The 20,774-nt window shown below is 71.8% G+C and carries 12 protein-coding genes; 9 read left to right on the forward strand and 3 right to left on the reverse strand.

Translation table 11 applies throughout. The annotated features are described in order from the left end of the window. Positions 1-27 precede the first annotated feature (27 nt). A complete protein-coding gene (locus OG858_RS32240) occupies positions 28-3,111 on the forward strand; it encodes a helix-turn-helix transcriptional regulator (RefSeq protein WP_319267828.1) in 3,084 nt (1,027 codons plus the stop codon). 81 nt (positions 3,112-3,192) lie between these two features. Continuing rightward, a complete protein-coding gene (locus OG858_RS32245) occupies positions 3,193-3,393 on the forward strand; it encodes a DUF6191 domain-containing protein (protein WP_086752428.1) in 201 nt (66 codons plus the stop codon). 11 nt (positions 3,394-3,404) lie between these two features. Here the strand turns inward: OG858_RS32245 and OG858_RS32250 are convergent, their stop codons facing one another. Further along, positions 3,405-4,571 carry a PQQ-dependent sugar dehydrogenase gene (locus tag OG858_RS32250; RefSeq protein ID WP_319066627.1) on the reverse strand — a complete coding sequence of 389 codons (1,167 nt, stop codon included), beginning with the start codon at positions 4,569-4,571 and terminating at the stop codon, positions 3,405-3,407. A 152-nt stretch (positions 4,572-4,723) separates the two neighbouring features. Continuing rightward, positions 4,724-5,722, reverse strand: coding sequence for an aldo/keto reductase (locus OG858_RS32255; protein ID WP_319066628.1), 999 nt, complete (start codon positions 5,720-5,722; stop codon positions 4,724-4,726). Between the two features lie 74 nt (positions 5,723-5,796). On the opposite strand from OG858_RS32255, the gene OG858_RS32260 reads away from it, so the two are divergent. From OG858_RS32260 to OG858_RS32290, 7 genes are all read left to right on the forward strand, one after another. Beyond that, complete coding sequence (locus tag OG858_RS32260; RefSeq protein ID WP_319066629.1) at positions 5,797-6,798, forward strand: 2-hydroxyacid dehydrogenase; 1,002 nt, start codon at positions 5,797-5,799, stop codon at positions 6,796-6,798. 388 nt (positions 6,799-7,186) lie between these two features. Beyond that, positions 7,187-10,243: a putative bifunctional diguanylate cyclase/phosphodiesterase gene (locus OG858_RS32265; protein WP_319066630.1), complete on the forward strand. Its 3,057-nt coding sequence runs from the start codon at positions 7,187-7,189 to the stop codon at positions 10,241-10,243. Between the two features lie 248 nt (positions 10,244-10,491). Further along, a complete protein-coding gene (locus OG858_RS32270) occupies positions 10,492-12,339 on the forward strand; it encodes an acetolactate synthase large subunit (protein ID WP_319267785.1) in 1,848 nt (615 codons plus the stop codon). Between the two features lie 21 nt (positions 12,340-12,360). Further along, positions 12,361-12,888 (forward strand): acetolactate synthase small subunit, encoded by a 528-nt coding sequence (gene ilvN / locus OG858_RS32275; protein ID WP_037695846.1) that lies wholly within the window; start codon positions 12,361-12,363, stop codon positions 12,886-12,888. Positions 12,889-13,006: 118 nt separating this feature from the next. Further along, positions 13,007-14,008, forward strand: a complete 1,002-nt coding sequence (gene ilvC, locus OG858_RS32280; RefSeq protein ID WP_037695847.1) for a ketol-acid reductoisomerase — start codon at positions 13,007-13,009, stop codon at positions 14,006-14,008. 257 nt (positions 14,009-14,265) lie between these two features. Continuing rightward, positions 14,266-15,855 carry a phosphoglycerate dehydrogenase gene (gene serA, locus OG858_RS32285; protein ID WP_319066632.1) on the forward strand — a complete coding sequence of 530 codons (1,590 nt, stop codon included), beginning with the start codon at positions 14,266-14,268 and terminating at the stop codon, positions 15,853-15,855. A 355-nt stretch (positions 15,856-16,210) separates the two neighbouring features. After that, positions 16,211-19,132 (forward strand): helix-turn-helix transcriptional regulator, encoded by a 2,922-nt coding sequence (locus OG858_RS32290; protein ID WP_408059501.1) that lies wholly within the window; start codon positions 16,211-16,213, stop codon positions 19,130-19,132. Here OG858_RS32290 and OG858_RS32295 read toward each other — a convergent pair. Beyond that, positions 19,110-20,654 carry an MFS transporter gene (locus tag OG858_RS32295; RefSeq protein ID WP_319267779.1) on the reverse strand — a complete coding sequence of 515 codons (1,545 nt, stop codon included), beginning with the start codon at positions 20,652-20,654 and terminating at the stop codon, positions 19,110-19,112. The genes OG858_RS32290 and OG858_RS32295 overlap by 23 nt on opposite strands. Positions 20,655-20,774: the final 120 nt, after the last annotated feature.

The raw sequence follows: 20,774 nt of genomic DNA on the forward strand, positions 1-20,774 counted from the left end.
GGTGCCGAAGTGTCCGAGGGTCGTGCGATGCTCGGCGATGTGGAGACCAGGTCCGTCAGTCCCGTGTTCGTCGGTCGCGCCGACGAACTGGAGGTGTTGCGCGAGGCGTTGGCCCGCGCCGGTGGAGGCGTCGCGCGGGCGACGGGGCACGGGGGAGGCGAGGGCGGGCCGCAGGCACTGCTGCTCGGCGGTGAGGCCGGGGTGGGCAAGACCCGTCTGGTGGAGGAGTTCGCCGGTGAGGCTGGGCGCGGGGGCGCGGTCGTCGCGACCGGCGGCTGCGTCGAGATCGGCGCCGACGGGCTGCCCTTCGCACCCTTCTCCACCGCGCTGCGCGCCCTGCGCCGTCGGCTGCCCGACGAACTGGCCGCCGCGGCTGCCGGACAGGAACAGGAACTGGCCCGACTGTTGCCCGAGTTGGGCGAGACCTCGCGCGCACGGCACGACGAGGAAGGCACGGCCCGCCTCTTCGAGCTCACCGCCCGCCTCCTGGAGCGCCTCGCCGCCGACCGGACGATCGTCCTCGTCCTGGAGGACCTGCACTGGGCCGACGCCTCCACCCGCCACCTCCTCTCCTACCTCCTGCGCACGCTGCGCACCGGCCGCCTCGTCGTCCTCGCCACCTACCGATCCGACGACATCCACCGCCGCCACCCGCTGCGCCCCCTCCTTGCCGAACTCGACCGCCTCCGTACGGTCCGCCGCATCGAACTGCCCCGCTTCGACCGCGCCGAGGTCGGCCACCAGCTCGCCGGCATCCTCGCCGCCGAACCCGACCCGGAACGCGCCGACGAGATCTTCGAACGCTCCGACGGCAACGCCTTCTTCGTCGAGGAACTCGCCGTCGCCGCCCACGACGGCGGCTGCCCCGGTCTCACCGACTCCCTGCGCGACCTGCTCCTCGTCCGCGTCGAACGGCTCCCCGAGGATGCCCAGCGGATCACGCGCATCGTCGCCGAGGGCGGTTCCACCGTGGAGTACGCCCTGCTCGCGGCCGTGGCCAGGCTCCCCGAGGACGAACTCATCGAAGCCCTGCGGGCCGCCGTCGGCGCCAACATCCTGCTCGCCGCCCCCGGCGACGACGGCTACCGCTTCCGGCACTCCCTGGTCCGCGAGGCTGTCAGCGACGACCTGCTGCCCGGCGAACGCTCCCGCCTCAACCGCCGCTACGCCGAGGTCCTGGAAGCCGACCCGACACTTGTCCCCGCCGACGGCCGCGCCACCCGCCTGGCCAGCTACTGGTACCACGCCCACGACGCCGCAAAGGCCCTGCCCGCCGTCCTCGACGCCTCCACCGAGGCCCGCTCCCGGCACGCCCACTCCGAACAACTGCGCCTCCTGGAACGGGCGATGGAGCTGTGGGACGCGGCCCCCGACGCCGTACGGGCCGCGCTGCGCCCCGTCGACTACACCGAGGTGTACCCGCCCTGCGGCTGCGCTCCGGGCACCCACCCCCTGCGCTACCTCGACCTGATGGCCGAGGCGGCCGTCGCCGGACGGCTGTGCGGAGAGCGGGAGCGGGCCCTGAGAATCACCCGGCGGGCCCTCGACCGGCTCGCGGACACGGACAACCCCCTGCGCGCCGCCTGGTTCTGGGTGCAGCGCTCCCTGCTGACCGAGGGCCTGGCCCGGGGCGACGGCTGGAAGGAGCTCGCCACCGCCCAGGAACTGGTCCGCGGCCAGCCCCCGTCCGAGGTGCACGCCGAGGTGCTCTCCCGCGTCGCCGCCTGGTCCATGCTCCACGCCCCGGGCCCCGACGCGCTCTCCGACGCCCAGCGCGCCGTCGAGTACGCGCGCATGGTCGGCGCCGAGGACATCGAACTCAATGCCCGCCTCACCCTCGGCGGCCTGATGGTCGACGCGGGCGACGTCGAAACAGGCATCACGGAGATGAAGGCCGTCCTTCGGCGCTCACTCGAACGCGGTCCCGCCGCCGTCGTGGGCCGCGCCCATGTGAACCTTCCGTCCTGTCTGGAGGGCGTCGGCCGCTCGCAGGAGGCCGCCCGCCTGCTGCGCACGGGACTCGACGTCACCCGACGCATGGGTCTGCGGGACTCCGAGGCCTGGATCTGGGGCAACCTCTCCGAATCGCTCTTCTCCCTCGGACAGTGGGACGAGGCGATGGAAGCCGCCACGAAGGCCGGGTGCACCGGGACCAGCACCAAGATGCGCGGCGGCAGCTCCCTCTCTCTCGCCGCCCTCGCGCTCGCCCGCGGCGACACCGCCGATGCCCGGCGCCAACTCGCCGCCGCTCAGGGTTACTTCGGCACCCACAACCCCATGCCCCAGAACAACCTGCCGTTGTCCTCCCTCACCATCGGCATCGCCGCCGCCGAGGGCCGCCTCCCGGACGCCCGCGCCGAACTGGCCCGCGTCCTCGACGTCGGCTTCCCCGTCGGCACCCAGTGCTACGCCTGGCCCCTGCTGCTCACCGCCGCCACCGCCGAGGCCGACGCCCGCGCCCTGCCGACCGCCGGGCCCGGCCGGGCCGACGTCCTCGACCGGATCTTCACCGTGGTCAAGAAGCTCACCACCGGCGCACCGGTCTGGCTCGCCCACGAAGGCTGGATCCGCGCCGAACTCCAGCGCGCCGAGGGCGTGACGGCCCCCGGCACCTGGTCCGACGTCGTCACCGCCTTCGAGTCCCTGGAACGGCCCTACGACCTTGCCCGCGTCCGGCACCGACTCGCCGAGGCGCTGCTGGCCGAAGGCGCGGACGACGAGGCCCGGGACCGCGCGACGGAACTGCTGCAGCTGGCCGCCGCCGTCGCCGACCACCTCGGCGCCCGCCCGCTCGCCGACGAGGTCGCCCTCCTCGCCCGCCGCGCCCGTCTCACCCTGAGCCGCGCCCCCGAGCCCGCCCTCACCCAGGCCGACCCCGTCGCCGCGCTCGGCCTCACCGGCCGCGAACACGACGTCCTCCGCCTGGTGGCCGTCGGCCGCACCAACCGCCAGATAGCCGAGGAACTCTTCATCTCCCCGAAGACGGCCAGCGTCCACGTCTCCAACATCCTCGCCAAGCTCGGTGTCTCGGGCCGGGGCGAGGCGGCGGCGGTGGCCCATCGGCTGGGGTTGTTCCCGGAGGGGGCCGGGGAGCGGCTTGCGGCGGGATGATGGCAGGGAGGACCGCCGAGGCTCCGCTGTTCGACCGGGACCGACCGCCCGCCGCCTCGCGGCCCTGGGGGAGGGAGAGCTGTGTTCAACGCCTTCGAGGAACTTTTCGCACCCGGCCGCAAGCACACCCGTGACGAGCAGAAACGGCTGGAACTGACCCGTGAGGACGTAGGGGACAACGACCCCGGACGTGGACCGATAGACCTCGCGTCCGGGAAGGTCGTCGTACGGCGGCCCGAGCCGGTGGCGGAAGAGGCCGAGGAGCGCCTCGCAGAGGAGTAGGGGCGGGCGGTCTACTTCACCTCCAGCTCCAGGATCTTGTCGTCGCCGCCCTCCGGGGAGCCCCGGCCGTCCGTCTCGCTCGTCACCAGCCACAGCTTGTCGCCGCCGGCGGAGACGACCGTGCGGAGGCGGCCGTAGTCGCCTTCGAGGAAGGCCTGGGGGTCGGCGGAGGTCTTGGTGCCGTCCAGGGGGATGCGCCAGAGGCGCTGCCCCCTGAGGCCCGCCATCCAGACGGAGCCCTCCGCCATGGCGATGCCGCTGGGGGAGGCCTCGTCCGTCTTCCAGACGGCCACCGGGTCTATGTAGCCGGACTTGCCGCCCCTGCCCTCGACCTCCGGCCAGCCGTAATTGCCGCCGGGCTTGATCTGGTTCAGCTCGTCCCAGGTGTTCTGGCCGAACTCCGAGGCCCACAGGCGCTGCTTGCCGTCCCAGGCGAGCCCCTGGACGTTGCGGTGGCCGTACGAGTACACGACGGAGTTGTCGAAGGGGTTGCCCGGGGCCGGCTCGCCGTCAGGGGTCATACGGAGGATCTTGCCGCCGAGGGAGTCCTTGTCCTGGGCCAGGGGGCCCTCGTACCGCTCGCCCGTGCTCGCGTACAGCATCTTGTCGGGGCCGAAGGCGAGCCGGCCGCCGTTGTGGTTCGTTCCCTTGGGGATGGAGCGGAGGATGGTGTCGGGGGCGCCGAGCTGCTCGCCCGCGGGCTTCTCGGGGTCGTACAGCATCCGCACGATCCGGTTGTCGGACTCCGAGGTGAAGTACGCGTAGATCATGTGGTCCGAGGCGTACTCCGGGGAGACCGCGATGCCCATGAGGCCGCCCTCGCCGGCCGGGGCCACGCCGGGGACCTCCCCGAGCACGGTCTCCTCGCCGGTCTCCTCGTCGATTCTGCTGATCGTGGCCTCGTCACGGGAGGACACGAGAAGCCCGCCCTCGGGCAGGGGCGCGAGGCCCCAGGGAGTGTCGAGGTCCTCGGCGACGGTGCGGACCACCGTCACCGAGCCCTTGGCGGGGGGTGCCGCGTCCGCCGCCTGCTCGGGCGGGGGCGACTCGGCACTGCTGCTGCTCGGGGGTGAGCTGCCGGCCGCGTCCGTCTTGTCTCCCTCGTCGGAGGAGCAGCCGGTCGTCACCAGAAGCACGGCTGCGGCCAACGCGGCCTTCACCACTCGACGTTGCACCATCACGATCCCTTCGGCGTGGAGCTTCTACTTGTCTTACACCGCGAGCGCCCCACAGGTTCCACCTCGGCCCGATCAAGCAGATATTTCCCCACGACGCCTGACGCACGACGCCTGACGCACGACGCCTGACGGACGGCCCGGCAGTCGTCCCCTCAGTCCCAGGATCCCCGCGCGGGAGGAAGGCCCGCCACCTCGGCCAGATCCTCGGCCGTGAGGCGCAGGGCGTGGGCGGCAGCGTTCTCCGTCACCCACCGTGCCTGCTTGGTGCCCGGCACCGGGACCACGTGCGGGCCGAGGGACAGGACCCAGGCGAGAGCGACCTGGGCCGGGGTCACGGTCGCCCCGTGCCGGGCCGCGACGCGACGGAGGCCGACGACGAGGGCCTGGTTGGCGGCCATCATGTCGGCGGTGAAGCGTGGGTGGCGGGCGCGGAGGTCGTCCCGCTCGAAGCCCCCGCCGGGCGTCAGGGTGCCGGTGAGGAAACCATTCCCCAGGGGCATGGCGGCGAGGAACCCGATACCGCGGGCCACGCACCAGGGGAGCAGGGAGGCCAGGGCCTCCCGAGACCAGACCGACAGCTCCGCCTGCACGGCGCTCACCGGGAAGACCTGCTGGACCCGCCGGAGCTGGCGGATCGTGGTGTCGTACATGCCCGCGCCCGGCCGACGCCCCGCCCGCGCGCCCACCGCGCACAGGCCCAACGCCCGCACCTTCCCGGCCTGTACGAGTTCCGCCATCGCGCCCCATGTCTCCTCGACGGGGACCTCGGGGTCCGCCCGGTGGAGCTGGTAGAGATCGATGACGTCGGTCTGGAGCCGGCGCAGCGAGGCGTCGCAGGCGCGTCTCACATAGCCGGGGCGGCCGTTGGCCACGATGTGCTGCTCACCCACCAGCAGGCCCACCTTGGTGGAGACGAAGGCTTCCGCGCGGCGCTCCTTCAGTACCCGGCCCACCAGCAGCTCGTTGGTGAAGGGGCCGTACATGTCGGCCGTGTCCAGCAGCGTGCTGCCGAGGTCGAGCGCCCGGTGCACGGTCCGCATCGACTCTTCGCCCCGTTGCCGCGACCCGGTGTACGCCCAGCTCATCGGCATGCACCCGAGTCCTACGGCCCCCACCTCGAGCGTCGCCGCGCCGATCGTCCTGCGCTCCACCTGGTCGTGACCCTCCCTCTCCCGACCCCCAACCTAACCTCTGCCGTGCCGGGTACCTGACATAGCCTCCGGGCATGACTGCTGACGAGACTGCCGACCCGGCCGCGGACGTGACCGCCGACGTGTGGCTCCCCATCCCGCCGGACGAGATCGAGGGGCTCCCGCAGGGTCCCCGCTACCTCTTCTGGGACGGCGGTGAGGACGGCACACAGTCGTATCCGGGCGACCCCGCGGACTGCGTCCTGTACGTGGTGCCCTACATGAAGCGCTGGCCGGTGAAGGTGAACCCGCTGGAGCACATGCGGAACCTGCGGGTGATCCAGACGCTCACGGCGGGTGTCGACGACGTCCTGGCCCGGCTCTCGGTGCTCGCTCCCGGGGTCCAGCTGTGCAACGCGCGGGGAGTGCACGAGGCCAGCACGGCCGAGCTCGCGCTCACCCTGACCCTCGCCTCGCTGCGCGGTGTCCCCGACTTCGTACGGGCCCAGCAACAGGAGTGCTGGCAGGGCGACTTCCGTCCCGCGCTCGCCGACCGGACCGTCCTGATCGTCGGCTACGGCGCGATCGGCGCCGCCATCGAGGACCGGCTCGTGCCCTTCGAGGTGGCGCGGGTGGCGCGCGTCGCGCGCTCTGAGCGCACCACGGCGCGCGGACCGGTGCACTCGTTCACCGAACTGCCCGCCCTCCTGCCGCAGGCGGATGTGGTGATCCTGTCCACTCCGCTCACGGAACAGACGAAAGGCCTGGTCAACGCCGACTTCCTGGCCCGTATGAAGGACGGGGCCCTCCTGGTGAATGTTGCCCGCGGAGGCGTCGTCGACACCAAGGCGCTGCTCGCGGAACTGGACAACGGACGCATCACCGCGGCACTCGACGTCACCGACCCGGAGCCGCTGCCGCCGGGGCACCCGCTCTGGCGTGCGCCCGGCGTGCTCATCAGCCCCCACGTCGGCGGCCCCACCTCGGCCTTCCTGCCGCGTGCCAAAAGGCTGCTGGTGGACCAGTTGGGGCGATTCGTGAACCGGGAGCCACTGCGCAACGTGGTCCTTACGACGGGCGAGACGGACGTCGTGTAATCCACTTCGGGCACCCTCCGCGTTCCTTCGGAAGCGGACCGTGCTCGTGTTGCCAGAGATGGTCACTGAGCGTAGAGGAACTATGTCCCTGAGTGACGAGACTGGTGTATCGTCCCGACAGGGGCTGCGCCGCGCATCGTTCGGCGCCGGGGACGGACTTGAGACAGCGAGGGGGGCGACGGGCGATGCACGGCCTATGGACGAACGATCCGACGCGGCGGAGCCGCCGACGGCGGCCCTGGCGAGCTGCGACGCGGAGGCATCCGCACGGGAGCCACGGCGGCCGCAGCGGTCACGGTCATCACCACGGGCACAACGACCGCAGAAGGCGCACCCACCCGACGCACCGGAGGCGCGACACGGGAGCGGTGCTCACCAGGGAGACCCGGTGAGTCCCCGCCAGTCCTCCGCCTCCACGCTGAGCCCCACGTTCCGGGCGGCCAAGCCGCTGCCCGGTCCGATGCCGCCCGGCGGGCGGTCGTCCGGCCGCGGCGGCGCGAGCCTGCGGGCCCAGCTCGTCCTCGCCCTGCTCTGCGCGGCCTACGCCGTCGGCGCCGCGCTCGGCTGGGGCGATGAGCAAGTCGCCCTTGTCATGGGTGACTTCGGGCTGAGCGCCGCCGCCGCAGCGGCCGCCGTCTCCTGCTTCCGCTACGCGCGCAGGCGCCGCAGCCGCTTTCGCCCCGCCTGGCTGCTGTTCGCCCTCTCCTCCGCCATGGCGGCCCTGGGCAACGGCGTCTGGGGGTGGTACGAGGTCGTCCTGGAGCGGCCCGTGCCCGAGCCGAGCTACGCGGACCTGTTCTTCCTCTGCTTCGCGCCTCCCGCCATCGTCGGCCTGCTGGTGCTCGCCAAGAGGCCCGTGACCAAGGCCGGGTGGGTGTGCCTGGCACTGGACTCCTGGCTCATCGGCGGCTCCCTCGTCACCATCTCCTGGAGCCTTGCGCTCGCCCAGACCGCCCAGCTCGACGGCTCCAGCACCGCGCACACCGCGCTCTCGCTGGCCTATCCGCTGCTCGACATCGCCCTGGTCAGCATGGTGCTCGCGCTGCACTTCCGACGCTCCGCGAGGCATCGCCCCGCGGTCAACACCGCGATCGGCGCCCTCGCGCTCACCGTGATGTGCGACGCCCTGTTCACCTCACCCCTGCTGCACACCAGCTACCGCTCCGGCCAACTCCTCGACGCAGGCTGGTTCGCCGGCTCCCTGCTCCTCGCCTACGCCCCCTGGGTCGGCCAGCGGCACGGACAGGCGGACGAGCGCGGGCGCGTGGTGCACGAACACATCCCGGGCCAGCGCCACGACGTGCAGCCGGGCCACCGCCACGAGGTCCAGCCCGGCCACCGGCACGACGGCCCCCAGGGAGGGCACGCGCACGTGCTCCTCCAGGGAGGAGGTCACGGTCGCAATCCGGCCACTCGCCCCATCGCCGGATCCCTGGCCGCACTCACGCCCTACCTCGCCGCCGCCGTCTGCACCCTGGGCATCCTCTACAACGTGCTCAACGGCCGCAGCGTCGACCGCGTGGTGCTCATCACCGCCTGCACCGTCGTGCTCGCCCTCGTCGTGCGCCAGGGCATCATGCTCCTCGACAACATCACCCTCACCCAGGAACTGGCGCAGAAGGAGAACCACTTCCGTTCCCTGGTGCAGGGCTCCAGCGACGTCATCATGATCGCTGCACCGAACGGCATCCTCCGCTATGTCAGCCCGGCCGCCGCCGGGGTGTACGGCCGCCCCGCGGAGGACCTCGTGGGCAAGGAGCTGGCCTCGATCATCCACCCCGAGGACCTCGGCTGCGTGGTCCACGAGGTGCGCCGCTTCCTCGCCGCCAGTCCGGCCGAGGAACCCACCACCCGCATCGAGTGCCGTTTCAAGGCCGGCGGTGGGGGAGGCTGGCTGAACGTGGAGTCCACGGTCAACCGCCACCACGGCGGCCTCATCTTCAACAGCCGGGACGTGACCGAGAGAGTGCGCCTGCAGGCCCAGCTGCAGCACAACGCCGAGCACGACCCGCTCACCGACCTGCCCAACCGCGCCCTGTTCACCAAGCGCGTCCAGCAGGCGCTCTCCGGCCGCCGCTCCTCCGACCGCGGTATCGCCCTGCGCAACACGGCGGTCCTCTTCATCGACCTCGACGGCTTCAAGGCGGTCAACGACACGATCGGGCACCAGGCCGGGGACGAGCTGCTCGTCCAGGCCGCCCGCAGACTGCAGGACGCCGTCCGGCAGGGGGACACCGCCTCCCGCCTCGGCGGCGACGAGTTCGCCGCCCTCATCGTCGGGGACGGCTCCCGCGACCGCACCGCCCGGGAGCAGCACATCCTGGAGCTCGCCGACCGGCTCCGGGTCGCCCTCTCGCAGCCCTACACCATCGACGGCAACGATGTTCGGGTCGCCGCGTCCATCGGTGTCTCCTTCGCCGAGCCCGGCCTCGGCGCGGGCGAGCTGCTGCGCAACGCCGACCTCGCGATGTACCGGGCCAAGGCGGCCGGCAAGGGCCGTGTCGAGCTGTACAAGCCTCAGATGCAGCAGGACGTCGTACGCAAGGCCGAGCTGGCCACCCGGCTGCGGGCAGCGCTGCACGACGGAGAGTTCATGCTGCTGAACCAACCCGTGGTGGAGCTGGAGACCGGCCGGATCTCGTCGGTCGCGACCGCGGCCCGCTGGCGCTCGTCCCAGGGGGTGCTCTTCACGCCCGCCGAGTTCCTGCGGGTCTCCGAGGACAGCGAGAAGACCGCGGAGCTGGGCCGCTGGATGCTGGAACAGGCCGTCGAGCAGGCCGCCGACCGGCTCACCAGCGGCCTGAACGTACCGGTGTCCGTGCGCATGAGCGCCCGGCGTCTGCTGGACCGCTCACTGCCCCCCGGCTCGGTGGAGACGCTCCTGACCCGCCACGGGCTGCCCTCGGGCTCCCTGGTCGTCGAGCTGTCCGACACCGAGCTGAAGGGCCCGCCGGACGAGCTGGAGCGCAGGCTGAACCACCTTCGCCGCCTCGGTGTCCGGATCGCCCTGGACGGGCTCGGCAGCGGCCACGCGGCCATCACGGCACTGCGCCGGCTCCCCGTCGACGTACTGAAGCTGGACCGCGGTCTCGTCGAGGGGGTCGTGGAGTCCACGCGGCTGCAGAAGATCACTCGTGGGCTGCTGCGCATCGCCGACGACCTGGGGCTGCAGTCCGTGGCCGACGGGGTGGATCTGCCCGAGCAGGTCGTCGCCCTGCGCGCGATGGGCTGCACCCACGGCCAGGGCGCCGCCTTCTCCGGACCGCTGGACGAGTACCGCCTGCGCCGGGCCCTGTCCCTCGGGCACTTCCCGGTGCCCTCCGGACCGGCGGAGCCCGCGTTCGCGGGGGGTGGGGCGGGGGTGTACACAAGTGGTGTGACCGCTGTCTACGGAGGCGGAAGTGCCCTTCGCTCACATAATGAGACTCCCGTCCCACCCACTTGACATGCGGTGCGCGCCGGGGGGAGGGTCAGTGCCATGCGCACTCGAATCCTCGTACTTGGAAAGCGCGTCGGCTGAAGCTGGGACCCACCGGACGGCGATCCGGAATCCCCAGCGACCGTACCCGACGCGCTCCCCTCGCTTGCCTCGTGGCAAGGAGGGGTTTTTTGTTGCACGGGCACCAGTCCGGCGTTAGCCGCACACCGCCACAAACCTCGCAAAACACCCTCAGCATCGAGAAGAGAATGCCGATGACCGAGCAGGCCACCGGGGCCCACCATCCGCAGCCGCGGCCCCGATCCGGAGGACCGTCCACCCCCGTCGAGCACGTCACGGGTGCGCAGTCCCTCATTCGCTCGCTCGAGGAGGTCGGGGCCGACACGGTGTTCGGCATCCCCGGGGGCACCATCCTGCCGGCGTACGACCCGATGATGGACTCCAAGCGCGTGCGCCATGTGCTGGTCCGCCACGAGCAGGGCGCCGGGCACGCGGCCACCGGTTACGCGCAGGCCACCGGCAAGGTCGGGGTGTGCATGGCGACGTCCGGGCCGGGCGCCACCAACCTGGTCACCCCGATCGCGGACGCGCACATGGACTCCGTGCCGCTGGTCGCGATCACCGGGCAGGTCGTGTCCAAGGCGATCGGTACGGACGCCTTCCAGGAGGCGGACATCGTCGGCATCACCATGCCGATCACCAAGCACAGCTTCCTGGTCACCAAGGCGGAGGACATCCCCCGGGCGATCGCGCAGGCGTTCCACATCGCCTCCAGCGGCCGCCCGGGGCCGGTCCTGGTCGACATCCCCAAGGACATCCTCCAGGCGAAGACCACCTTCAGCTGGCCGCCGGCCATGGACCTGCCCGGCTACCGTCCGGTGACCAAGCCGCACGCCAAGCAGATCCGCGAGGCCGCCAAGCTGATCACCGCCGCCAAGCGGCCCGTCCTGTATGTCGGCGGCGGCGTCATCAAGGCGCAGGCGACGGCCGAGCTGAAGGTGCTGGCCGAGCTGACCGGCGCGCCCGTCACCACCACCCTGATGGCGCTCGGCGCGTTCCCCGACAGCCACCCGCAGCACCTGGGCATGCCCGGCATGCACGGTTCCGTGGCCGCCGTCACCGCGCTGCAGAAGGCCGACCTGATCGTCGCCCTCGGAGCCCGCTTCGACGACCGGGTCACGGGCAAGCTGGACAGCTTCGCGCCGTTCGCCAAGATCGTCCATGCGGACATCGACCCGGCCGAGATCGGCAAGAACCGCGCCGCCGACGTGCCGATCGTCGGTGACGCCCGCGAGGTCGTGGCCGACCTGATCCAGGCCGTGCAGAAGGAGCACAGCGAGGGCGGTCAGGGCGACTACACCGCCTGGTGGAAGGACCTCAACCGCTGGCGCGAGACCTACCCGCTCGGCTACGACCAGCCGGCCGACGGCTCGCTCTCCCCGCAACAGGTCATCGAGCGCATCGGACAGCTCGCCCCCGAGGGCACCATCTTCACGGCGGGCGTCGGCCAGCACCAGATGTGGGCCGCCCACTTCATCCAGTACGAGAAGCCCGCCACCTGGCTGAACTCCGGCGGCGCCGGAACGATGGGGTACGCGGTCCCGGCCGCCATGGGAGCCAAGGCCGGAGCCCCGGCGCAGACCGTCTGGGCGATCGACGGCGACGGCTGCTTCCAGATGACCAACCAGGAGCTCACCACCTGCGCCCTGAACAACATCCCGATCAAGGTCGCCATCATCAACAACGGTGCCCTCGGGATGGTCCGCCAGTGGCAGACCCTGTTCTACAACCAGCGCTACTCCAACACCGTCCTGCACAGCGGCCCGGACGACGTCAATCCGAACGCCCGCGGCACCCGTGTCCCCGACTTCGTGAAGCTGTCCGAGGCCATGGGCTGCTACGCGATCCGCTGCGAGTCCCCGGACGACCTCGACAAGGTCATCGAGGAGGCGAACTCGATCAACGACCGCCCGGTCGTCGTCGACTTCGTCGTCCACGAGGACGCGATGGTGTGGCCGATGGTCGCCGCCGGCACCTCGAACGACACGATCATGGCCGCCCGGGACGTCCGCCCCGACTTCGGCGACAACGAAGACGACTGAGCGAGAGAGACTGAACGAGACATGTCCAAGCACACGCTCTCCGTCCTGGTGGAGAACACCCCCGGCATCCTGGCCCGGATCGCCGCCCTGTTCTCCCGCCGCGGCTTCAACATCGACTCGCTCGCGGTCGGTGTCACCGAGCACCCCGAGATCTCCCGCATCACCATCGTGGTCAACGTGATCGAGGAACTCCCGCTGGAGCAGGTGACGAAGCAGCTCAACAAGCTCGTCAACGTCCTGAAGATCGTCGAACTGGAGCCGGGCTCCGCCGTTCAGCGGGAACTCGTTCTGGTGAAGGTGCGCGCCGACAACGAGACGCGCTCCCAGATCGTCGAGATCGTCCAGCTGTTCCGCGCCAAGACGGTCGACGTCTCCCCGGAGGCCGTCACCATCGAGGCCACCGGGTCCAACGACAAGCTGACCGCCATGCTCAAGATGCTGGAGCCGTTCGGCATCAAGGAACTGGTCCAGTCCGGCACGATCGCGATCGGCCGCGGTTCGCGTTCGATCACGGACCGTTCGCTGCGCGCCCTGGACCGGTCGGCCTGACACTCGATACGGGCGGCCGGTGACGCCGGGCCGCCCGTATGCCGAGACCCGCAGACTTTCATTCCGCTCGCCGTCATACGGTGGGACGCAACACCTGCACTCAAGGAGAGAACCCAAAGTGGCCGAGCTGTTCTACGACGCCGACGCCGACCTGTCCATCATCCAGGGCCGCAAGGTCGCGGTCATCGGTTACGGCAGCCAGGGCCACGCCCACGCGCTGTCCCTGCGCGACTCGGGCGCGGACGTCCGCGTGGGTCTGCACGAGGGCTCCAAGTCCAAGGCGAAGGCCGAGGAGCAGGGCCTGCGCGTGGTGACCCCGTCGGAGGCCGCCGCCGAGGCCGACGTCATCATGATCCTCGTCCCGGACCCGATCCAGGCCCAGGTCTACGAGGACCACATCAAGGACAACCTGAACGACGGCGACGCGCTGTTCTTCGGCCACGGCCTGAACATCCGCTTCGGCTTCATCAAGCCCCCGGCCGGCGTCGACGTCTGCATGGTCGCCCCCAAGGGCCCCGGCCACCTCGTCCGCCGCCAGTACGAGGAGGGCCGCGGCGTTCCGTGTATCGCCGCCGTCGAGCAGGACGCCACGGGCAACGCGTTCGCGCTGGCGCTGTCGTACGCCAAGGGCATCGGCGGCACCCGCGCCGGCGTCATCAAGACGACCTTCACCGAGGAGACCGAGACCGACCTCTTCGGCGAGCAGGCCGTTCTCTGCGGTGGTACGGCCGCGCTGGTCAAGGCCGGTTTCGAGACGCTGACCGAGGCCGGCTACCAGCCGGAGATCGCGTACTTCGAGTGCCTGCACGAGCTGAAGCTGATCGTCGACCTCATGTACGAGGGCGGCCTGGAGAAGATGCGCTGGTCGATCTCCGAGACCGCCGAGTGGGGCGACTACGTCACCGGCCCGCGGATCATCACGGACGCCACCAAGGCCGAGATGAAGAAGATCCTCGCCGAGATCCAGGACGGCACCTTCGCCCAGGCGTGGATGGACGAGTACCACGGCGGTCTGAAGAAGTACAACGAGTACAAGACCCAGGACTCCGAGCACCTGCTGGAGACCACGGGCAAGGAGCTGCGCAAGCTCATGTCGTGGGTCAACGACGAAGAGGCGTGACCTCTTGAGGGTCGGCCGTGGCGGGGTTCACCCGGTGCCACGGCCGGCCTGGTTTCCCGTCCGGGTGATCCTTCCGCAGTGGCGTGAGGCGACGCCCCCGGCGCCACTACACTGCTGCACTACATACGCGTCAGGCCCACAGCGTCGTGCGTCTTCCACGCGGTCAAGCGACACCGGGGAATTCCGGGTGTCACTCCCCTCCACCGCCTGCGGCCGTCGGGACGGCCGTCCGCAGCATTGGACTTGTGAGGACTCACGTGAGCGCGAAACCAGTCGTACTGATCGCTGAAGAGCTGTCGCCCGCCACCGTCGACGCGCTGGGCCCGGACTTCGAGATCCGGAACGTCAACGGAGCGGACCGAGCCGAACTGCTCCCGGCCATCGCCGATGTCGACGCCATCCTGATCCGCTCGGCCACCAAGGTCGACGCCGAGGCGATCGCCGCCGCCAAGAAGCTGAAGGTCGTCGCGCGCGCCGGCGTCGGCCTGGACAACGTGGACGTCTCCGCCGCCACCAAGGCCGGCGTGATGGTCGTCAACGCCCCCACCTCGAACATCGTGACCGCCGCCGAGCTGGCCTGTGGTCTGCTCCTCGCCACCGCCCGCCACATCCCGCAGGCGAACACGGCGCTGAAGAACGGCGAGTGGAAGCGCAGCAAGTACACGGGCGTGGAGCTGGCCGAGAAGACCCTCGGCGTCGTGGGCCTCGGCCGTATCGGGGCCCTGGTGGCCCAGCGCATGTCCGCCTTCGGCATGAAGGTCGTCGCCTACGACCCCTACGTGCAGCCCGCGCGGGCCGCACAGATGGGCGTCAAGGTCCTGTCGCTGGACGAGCTGCTCGAGGTCTCCGACTTCATCACCGTCCACCTGCCGAAGACCCCTGAGACGGTCGGCCTGATCGGCGACGAGGCGCTGACGAAGGTCAAGCCGTCGGTGCGCATCGTCAACGCAGCGCGTGGTGGGATCGTCGACGAGGCCGCGCTGTACTCGGCGCTCAAGGAGGGCCGGGTCGCGGGCGCGGGTCTCGACGTGTACGCCAAGGAGCCGTGCACCGACTCGCCGCTGTTCGAGCTGGACGAGGTCGTCTGCACCCCGCACCTGGGTGCCTCCACCGACGAGGCCCAGGAGAAGGCGGGCATCGCGGTGGCGCGGTCCGTGCGTCTCGCCCTCGCCGGCGAGCTGGTCCCGGACGCGGTGAACGTGCAGGGCGGTGTCATCGCCGAGGACGTCAAGCCGGGCCTTCCGCTCGCCGAGAAGCTCGGCCGGATCTTCACCGCGCTGGCCGGTGAGGTCGCGGTCCGCCTCGACGTCGAGGTGTACGGCGAGATCACCCAGCACGACGTGAAGGTGCTGGAGCTGTCCGCCCTCAAGGGTGTCTTCGAGGACGTCGTCGACGAGACGGTGTCGTACGTCAACGCCCCGCTGTTCGCCCAGGAGCGTGGCGTCGAGGTCCGGCTGACCACCAGCTCCGAGTCGCCCGACCACCGCAACGTCGTCACCGTGCGCGGCACGCTCGGCAGCGGCGAGGAGGTGTCGGTCTCCGGCACGCTGGCCGGGCCGAAGCACCACCAGAAGATCGTCGCGGTCGGTGACTACGACGTGGATCTCGCGCTCGCCGACCACATGGTCGTCCTGAGCTACGTCGACCGTCCCGGTGTCGTCGGCACCGTCGGCCGGGTCTTCGGCGAGGCCGGGATCAACATCGCCGGTATGCAGGTCGCCCGCTCCGCGGCGGGTGGCGAGGCGCTCGCCGTGCTGACCGTCGACGACACGGTTCCCCAGCCGGTGCTCGCGGAGGTCGCGGAGGAGATCGGCGCGACGTCGGCGCGGTCGGTCAACCTGGTCTGAGGTTTCCTTCTCTCGCGTAGGCGGGGCCTGGCCACGTGGGTGGCCCGGCCCCGCCTTTTGCGCCCCCGCCGCCCCTACCCGTCCCATCCCAGGGGCGCTGCCCCTTCGACCCCGAGAGGGTGCGCTGTCGGGTGCGGGTGGGTGGGGGCTTCTCGCGCAGTTCCCTGCGCCCCTGGAAAGGGCCTGCGGCCCCTCAGGGGCGCAGGGAACTGCGCGACCAGCCCCCACCGGACCCGCGGTCGGGGGTCGAAGGGGCAGCGCCCCTGGTGATGGGACGGGTAGGGGCGGCGGGGGCGGGTAAACCCGGCGGTGCGGGGGTGGGGGCGCGTGCCAGGATGGCGGTGTGCCGCAGAACATGATCCACGCGCCGTTCGTCGGGCGGGACACCGAGATGGCCCGCCTGAGGGACGTGCTGGACCGGGCCGGGCAGGGTGAACCCCGCGCCGTGCTCGTCGCGGGGGACGCGGGCGTGGGCAAGAGCCGCACGCTGGCGGAGGCGGCGGCGTACGCGGTGGGCAAGGGGACGGCCGTGTTCACCGGCCACTGCGTGGACCTCGGTGATGTAGGTCTGCCGTACCTGCCGTTCACCGAGATCCTCGGTGCCCTCGCCGTGGACGAGCGATTCGCCCCGCTCCTCCAGGCCCACCCGGCGACCGCACGCCTCCTCGGTGGCGGCGCGGACGGCGGTGACCGGCTGCAGCTCTTCGAGGGCATCGCCGCGCTGCTGACGGACCTCGCCGGGACGACACCCGTCCTGCTCGTGCTGGAGGACCTGCACTGGGCCGACCAGTCCTCACGGGATCTGCTGCGTTTCCTGCTCAGCCGGGCCGTGCTCCAGCACCCCGCCCCCGGCGCCCCGGCCCACCGCCTCGCCGTCTTCGCCTCGTACCGCGCGGACGACCTGCACCGCCGCCACCCGCTGCGCCCCCTGCTCGCCGAGCTGGTGCGGCTGCCCGCCGTGGAGCGGCTGGAGCTGAGGCCGATGCCGGACACGGAGGTCGCGCGGCTGGTGCGTTCGCTGCGCGCCGAACCGCTGTCCGAGGCCACGGTCGGCCGGATCGTCGAGCGGGCGGAGGGCAACGCGTTCTACGCGGAGGAGCTGCTGGCCGCGACGGCGGACGAGCCGGGGGCGGTGCTGCCGAGCGGACTGGCCGACGTCCTGCTGATCCGGATCGAGCAACTGCCCCGCGCCGCCCAGCAGGTGGTGCGCACGGCGGCGGTGGCGGGCCGCAGGGTCGGGCACGACCTGCTGCGGGACGCCGTCCAACTCCCTGAGGACGAGTTGGAGTCGGCGCTGCGGGAGGCGGTCGGCCGGCAGCTGCTGCTGCCGGGCGAGGGATCGACGTACCAGTTCCGGCACGCCCTCACCCGGGAGGCGGTCTACGCGGATCTGCTGCCGGGCGAACGGGTGCGGCTGCACGGGGTGTTCGCCGGGCTGCTGGCCCGCCGGGGCCGCGCCGGGGAGAGCGCCGAGCGCGCCCACCACTCGCGCGAGAGCCACGACCTCGCCGACGCGCTGACGGCATCCGTGGAGGCGGCCGACCACGCACACGGGATCGGAGCGCCCGCCGAGGAACTGCGGCACCTGGAGGGAGCCCTCGACCTGTGGTCGTCCGTGGGCGCCGGGGCCCGGCCCCGGGACCTCGACACGGTCACCCTCACCCTGCGCGCATCGTCCGCCGCCGCGCGCGCCGGGGACAACCACCGGGCGGTCTCCCTCACCCGCGCGGCGCTCGCCGGAGCCGGCCCGGACGCGGACTCCGAGTTGGCCGCCCGGGTGCGCTACACCCTCGCCGGTGACCTGATGCGCGTGGACAGCCTGAAGGCCGCGTTCCGGTACAGCAGTGAGGCGCTGGAGATGATCCCCGCCGAGCCTCCGTCCCGTACGTGGGTGTGGGCGGCGGCCACACATGTGATGGCGGCGCGGTACGTGGGGGAGAACGAGGAGGCCGGGCGGGTCGCGAGCGGAGCGCTGCGCGTCGCTGAGCGGCTCGAACTGGGCGACGCCCAGGCCGACCTGATCATCTCCGTGGTCGGTCTCGACCCCCGGAGCAACCGGCGTACGAGGGAGGGCCGGGCGCGGTTGCGCGACGCTCGCGAGCTGGCCCGCCGGGCGGGCAACGTCCCCGTGGAGATGCGTGCGCTGTTCAACCTCGCCACGGGTTGCTTCGAATCCGGTGACCCGGAGGAATGCCTCACCTGGCTCTCCGAGGGGCTGGACCGCGCGGGCCGCACCGGGCTCCTCTCCTCCCCGTACCCGGTGGAGATGCGCTACCTCCACTCCCTCTGCCTCTACACCCTGGGCCGCTGGGACGAGTGCGCCCGCTCGGCCGCCCACGCCGACCGGCTGCCCGCCGCGGCCGGCTACGCGGCCGGTCCCGCCCTGTACGTCGCCCTCGCCCGCGGCGACGAGAGTGCGGTGGAGCGGGCGCGGGCGCTGCTGGACGGGCCGTACGACTGGATGGCGGGCCTCGTCGCGGGCGTCGCGCTCACCGAGGCGGCCGTCCTGCGGCACGATCCGCAGGCCGCGGTCGCGCAGTTCCGTACGAGCGTCGCCGCTCTCTCCGACGAGTCCGGGTCCCGGCCCGACGTGACCGTCCGGCTTGCCGCGCTGGCCCTCGGGGCGGTCGCGGACGCGGTGGCGGAGCGGCGGTCCGCCGGGGACGAGGACGGGGTGCGGGGCTGGGCCGCGACGGGGGAGGAGTTGGTGGAGGCCGCGCGCGCCACCGCCGCCGTGGGGGAGGACGGCGATGAGCAGGGACCTGAGGGGCTGGCCTGGCTGGCGCGGGCCGAGGCGGAGTGGGCCCGGGTGCGTACCGGGCCCGATGTGGGGGCCTGGCGCAGGGCGGTGGACGCGTTCGCGTTCGGCGATCCGTACGAACGGGCCCGGTGCCGACTGCGGCTGGCGGAGGCGTTGTTGGGGGCTGGGGCCCGGGCGGAGGCGGTGGCCGAGGTCCGGGCGGTGGGGGAGACCGCCGATCGGCTGGGGGCCGTGCCGTTGCGCGCCGCCCTGGACGCGCTCGTCCGGCGGGGGCGGCTGGCGGAGGCCTCGGCGGAGAAGGACGTCCCCGCGCTCACCGCGCGGGAGAGCGATGTCCTTCGGCTGCTCGCGCTCGGGCGTACCAATCGGCAGATCGGCGACGAGCTGTTCATCACCGGGAAGACGGCGAGCGTGCATGTGTCCAACATCCTGGCCAAGTTGGGGGCGGCGAGCCGTACGGAGGCCGTGGCCATCGCGTACCGGGAGGGCCTGATCACGACTGGCTCGCCGTCCTGACGAGGCCCTTCTCCTCCTCGGAATCCCGTACCCGCACCCCGCGCAGCGCCCCGACCGCCAGCACCGCGGCCGCCATCAGCACGACGGCCCCCGCTGTCGCCGCTCCGTGCATGCCGGTGGTGAAGGCGGCCCGGGCGGCCGCCGTCAGGGACTCGGCCGCGGGGCCGGGCAGTTGGCCGGCCACCGCGAGGGCGCCTCCGAGGGTTTCGCGGGCCGGGGCGGGCGCGGAGGCCGGCATCTCGTGGTGGTACAGGGCCGTGCCGATGGAGCCGAGGACGGCCATGCCGAGGGCGCCGCCGAACTCCTGGCCGGTCTCCAGGAGGGAGGACGCGGAGCCGGCGCGTTCCACGGGGGCGGCGCCGAGGGCGAGGTCGGTCATCTGGGAGAGGACGGTGACGATGCCGGCGGCCAGGACGCCCGCGCCGGCGAGGACCAGCCAGAGGGAATCGGTGCCGGCGACGGTCAGCAGCGCGTAACCGCACGCGGCGGTCGCGAAGCCCGCGGACACGACGTACGCCCGGTTCACACCCCGCTGGACGAGGAGCGTCGTGGCCGGTGCGGCGACGCCGACCAGCACGGAGGGGAGCAGCCCCCACAGCGCGGCCTCCAGTGCGCTCTTGCCGAGGACGGACTGGAGGTACTGGGTGGTGAAGTAGACCGACCCCATCATCCCGAAGGTCGCCACGAGGTTGAGGACGACCGCCGGGGTGAAGCCGTGGCCGCGGAACAGCGCGGGGGAGATGAGCGGGGAGGCCGTGGTGCGCTGGCGGTGGACGAACAGGGCCGCGAAGAGCAGGCCCACGGTCAGCGAGATCACGTACCGCACGTTCCAGCCCTCCGTCGGGATCTCCTTGAGGCCGTAGATGACGGGCAGGACGGCCGCCATGGACAGCGGGACGCTCAGCAGGTCGAAGCGGCCGGCGTCCGGATTCCTCGACTCGGGGAGCAGACGCGGGCCGAGGAGCAGAAGCAGCGCCATCGCGGGCAGGTTCACCAGGAAGACCGAGCCCCACCAGAAGTACTCCACCAGTACGCCGCTGAGCACCGAGCCGAGCGCCACGCCGCCCGCCATCACACCCGACCAGATGCCGATCGCCTTCGCCCGCTGGCCGGCGTCCGTGAACATCGTCCGGGTCAGCGCCATCGTCGACGGCATGAGCGTCGCGCCTCCGACACCGAGCACCGCGCGCGCCGCGATCAGCGTCTCGGCGCTGTTCGCGTACGCGGCCACCAGCGACGCCGCACCGAACGCCGCCGCGCCGAACAGCAGGAGCCGGCGGCGGCCGATGCGGTCACCCAGGGAGCCCATCGTCATCAGCAGCCCGGCCAGCACGAACGCGTAGATGTCGAAGATCCACAGCAGTTGGGTGCCGCTCGGTTCCAGGTCCGCGCTGATCGCCGGGACCGCGAAGTACAGCACCGACACGTCCATCGAGACCAGCAGCAGCGGAAGCATCAGGACCCACAGGGCGGTCCATTCGCGGCGTCCGGCTCGCGCCGCAGGAGTGTTGTTCGTCGTCATGACGGTGACTGTACGGGTGTCTTATACGATCGTCTAGTACAAGCGTATAAGACAGATGTATGGATCGTGTGGATGGGTGGATGGATGAGTGGGCGGGTGGGCGGGTGGGCGGGTGGGCCG

Origin of the sequence: Streptomyces europaeiscabiei, from assembly GCF_036346855.1 — a bacterium.
In the GTDB taxonomy this organism is placed as follows: domain Bacteria; phylum Actinomycetota; class Actinomycetes; order Streptomycetales; family Streptomycetaceae; genus Streptomyces; species Streptomyces europaeiscabiei.

Coding starts and splice junctions, on each gene's coding strand:
- OG858_RS32240 (WP_319267828.1), top strand. CDS start 28: ATGCTCGGCGATGTGGAGACCAGGTCCGTCAGTCCCGTGTTCGTCGGT.
- OG858_RS32250 (WP_319066627.1), bottom strand. CDS start 4,571: ATGGTGCAACGTCGAGTGGTGAAGGCCGCGTTGGCCGCAGCCGTGCTT.
- OG858_RS32260 (WP_319066629.1), top strand. CDS start 5,797: ATGACTGCTGACGAGACTGCCGACCCGGCCGCGGACGTGACCGCCGAC.
- OG858_RS32270 (WP_319267785.1), top strand. CDS start 10,492: ATGACCGAGCAGGCCACCGGGGCCCACCATCCGCAGCCGCGGCCCCGA.
- ilvN (WP_037695846.1), top strand. CDS start 12,361: ATGTCCAAGCACACGCTCTCCGTCCTGGTGGAGAACACCCCCGGCATC.
- OG858_RS32290 (WP_408059501.1), top strand. CDS start 16,211: ATGATCCACGCGCCGTTCGTCGGGCGGGACACCGAGATGGCCCGCCTG.
- OG858_RS32295 (WP_319267779.1), bottom strand. CDS start 20,654: ATGACGACGAACAACACTCCTGCGGCGCGAGCCGGACGCCGCGAATGG.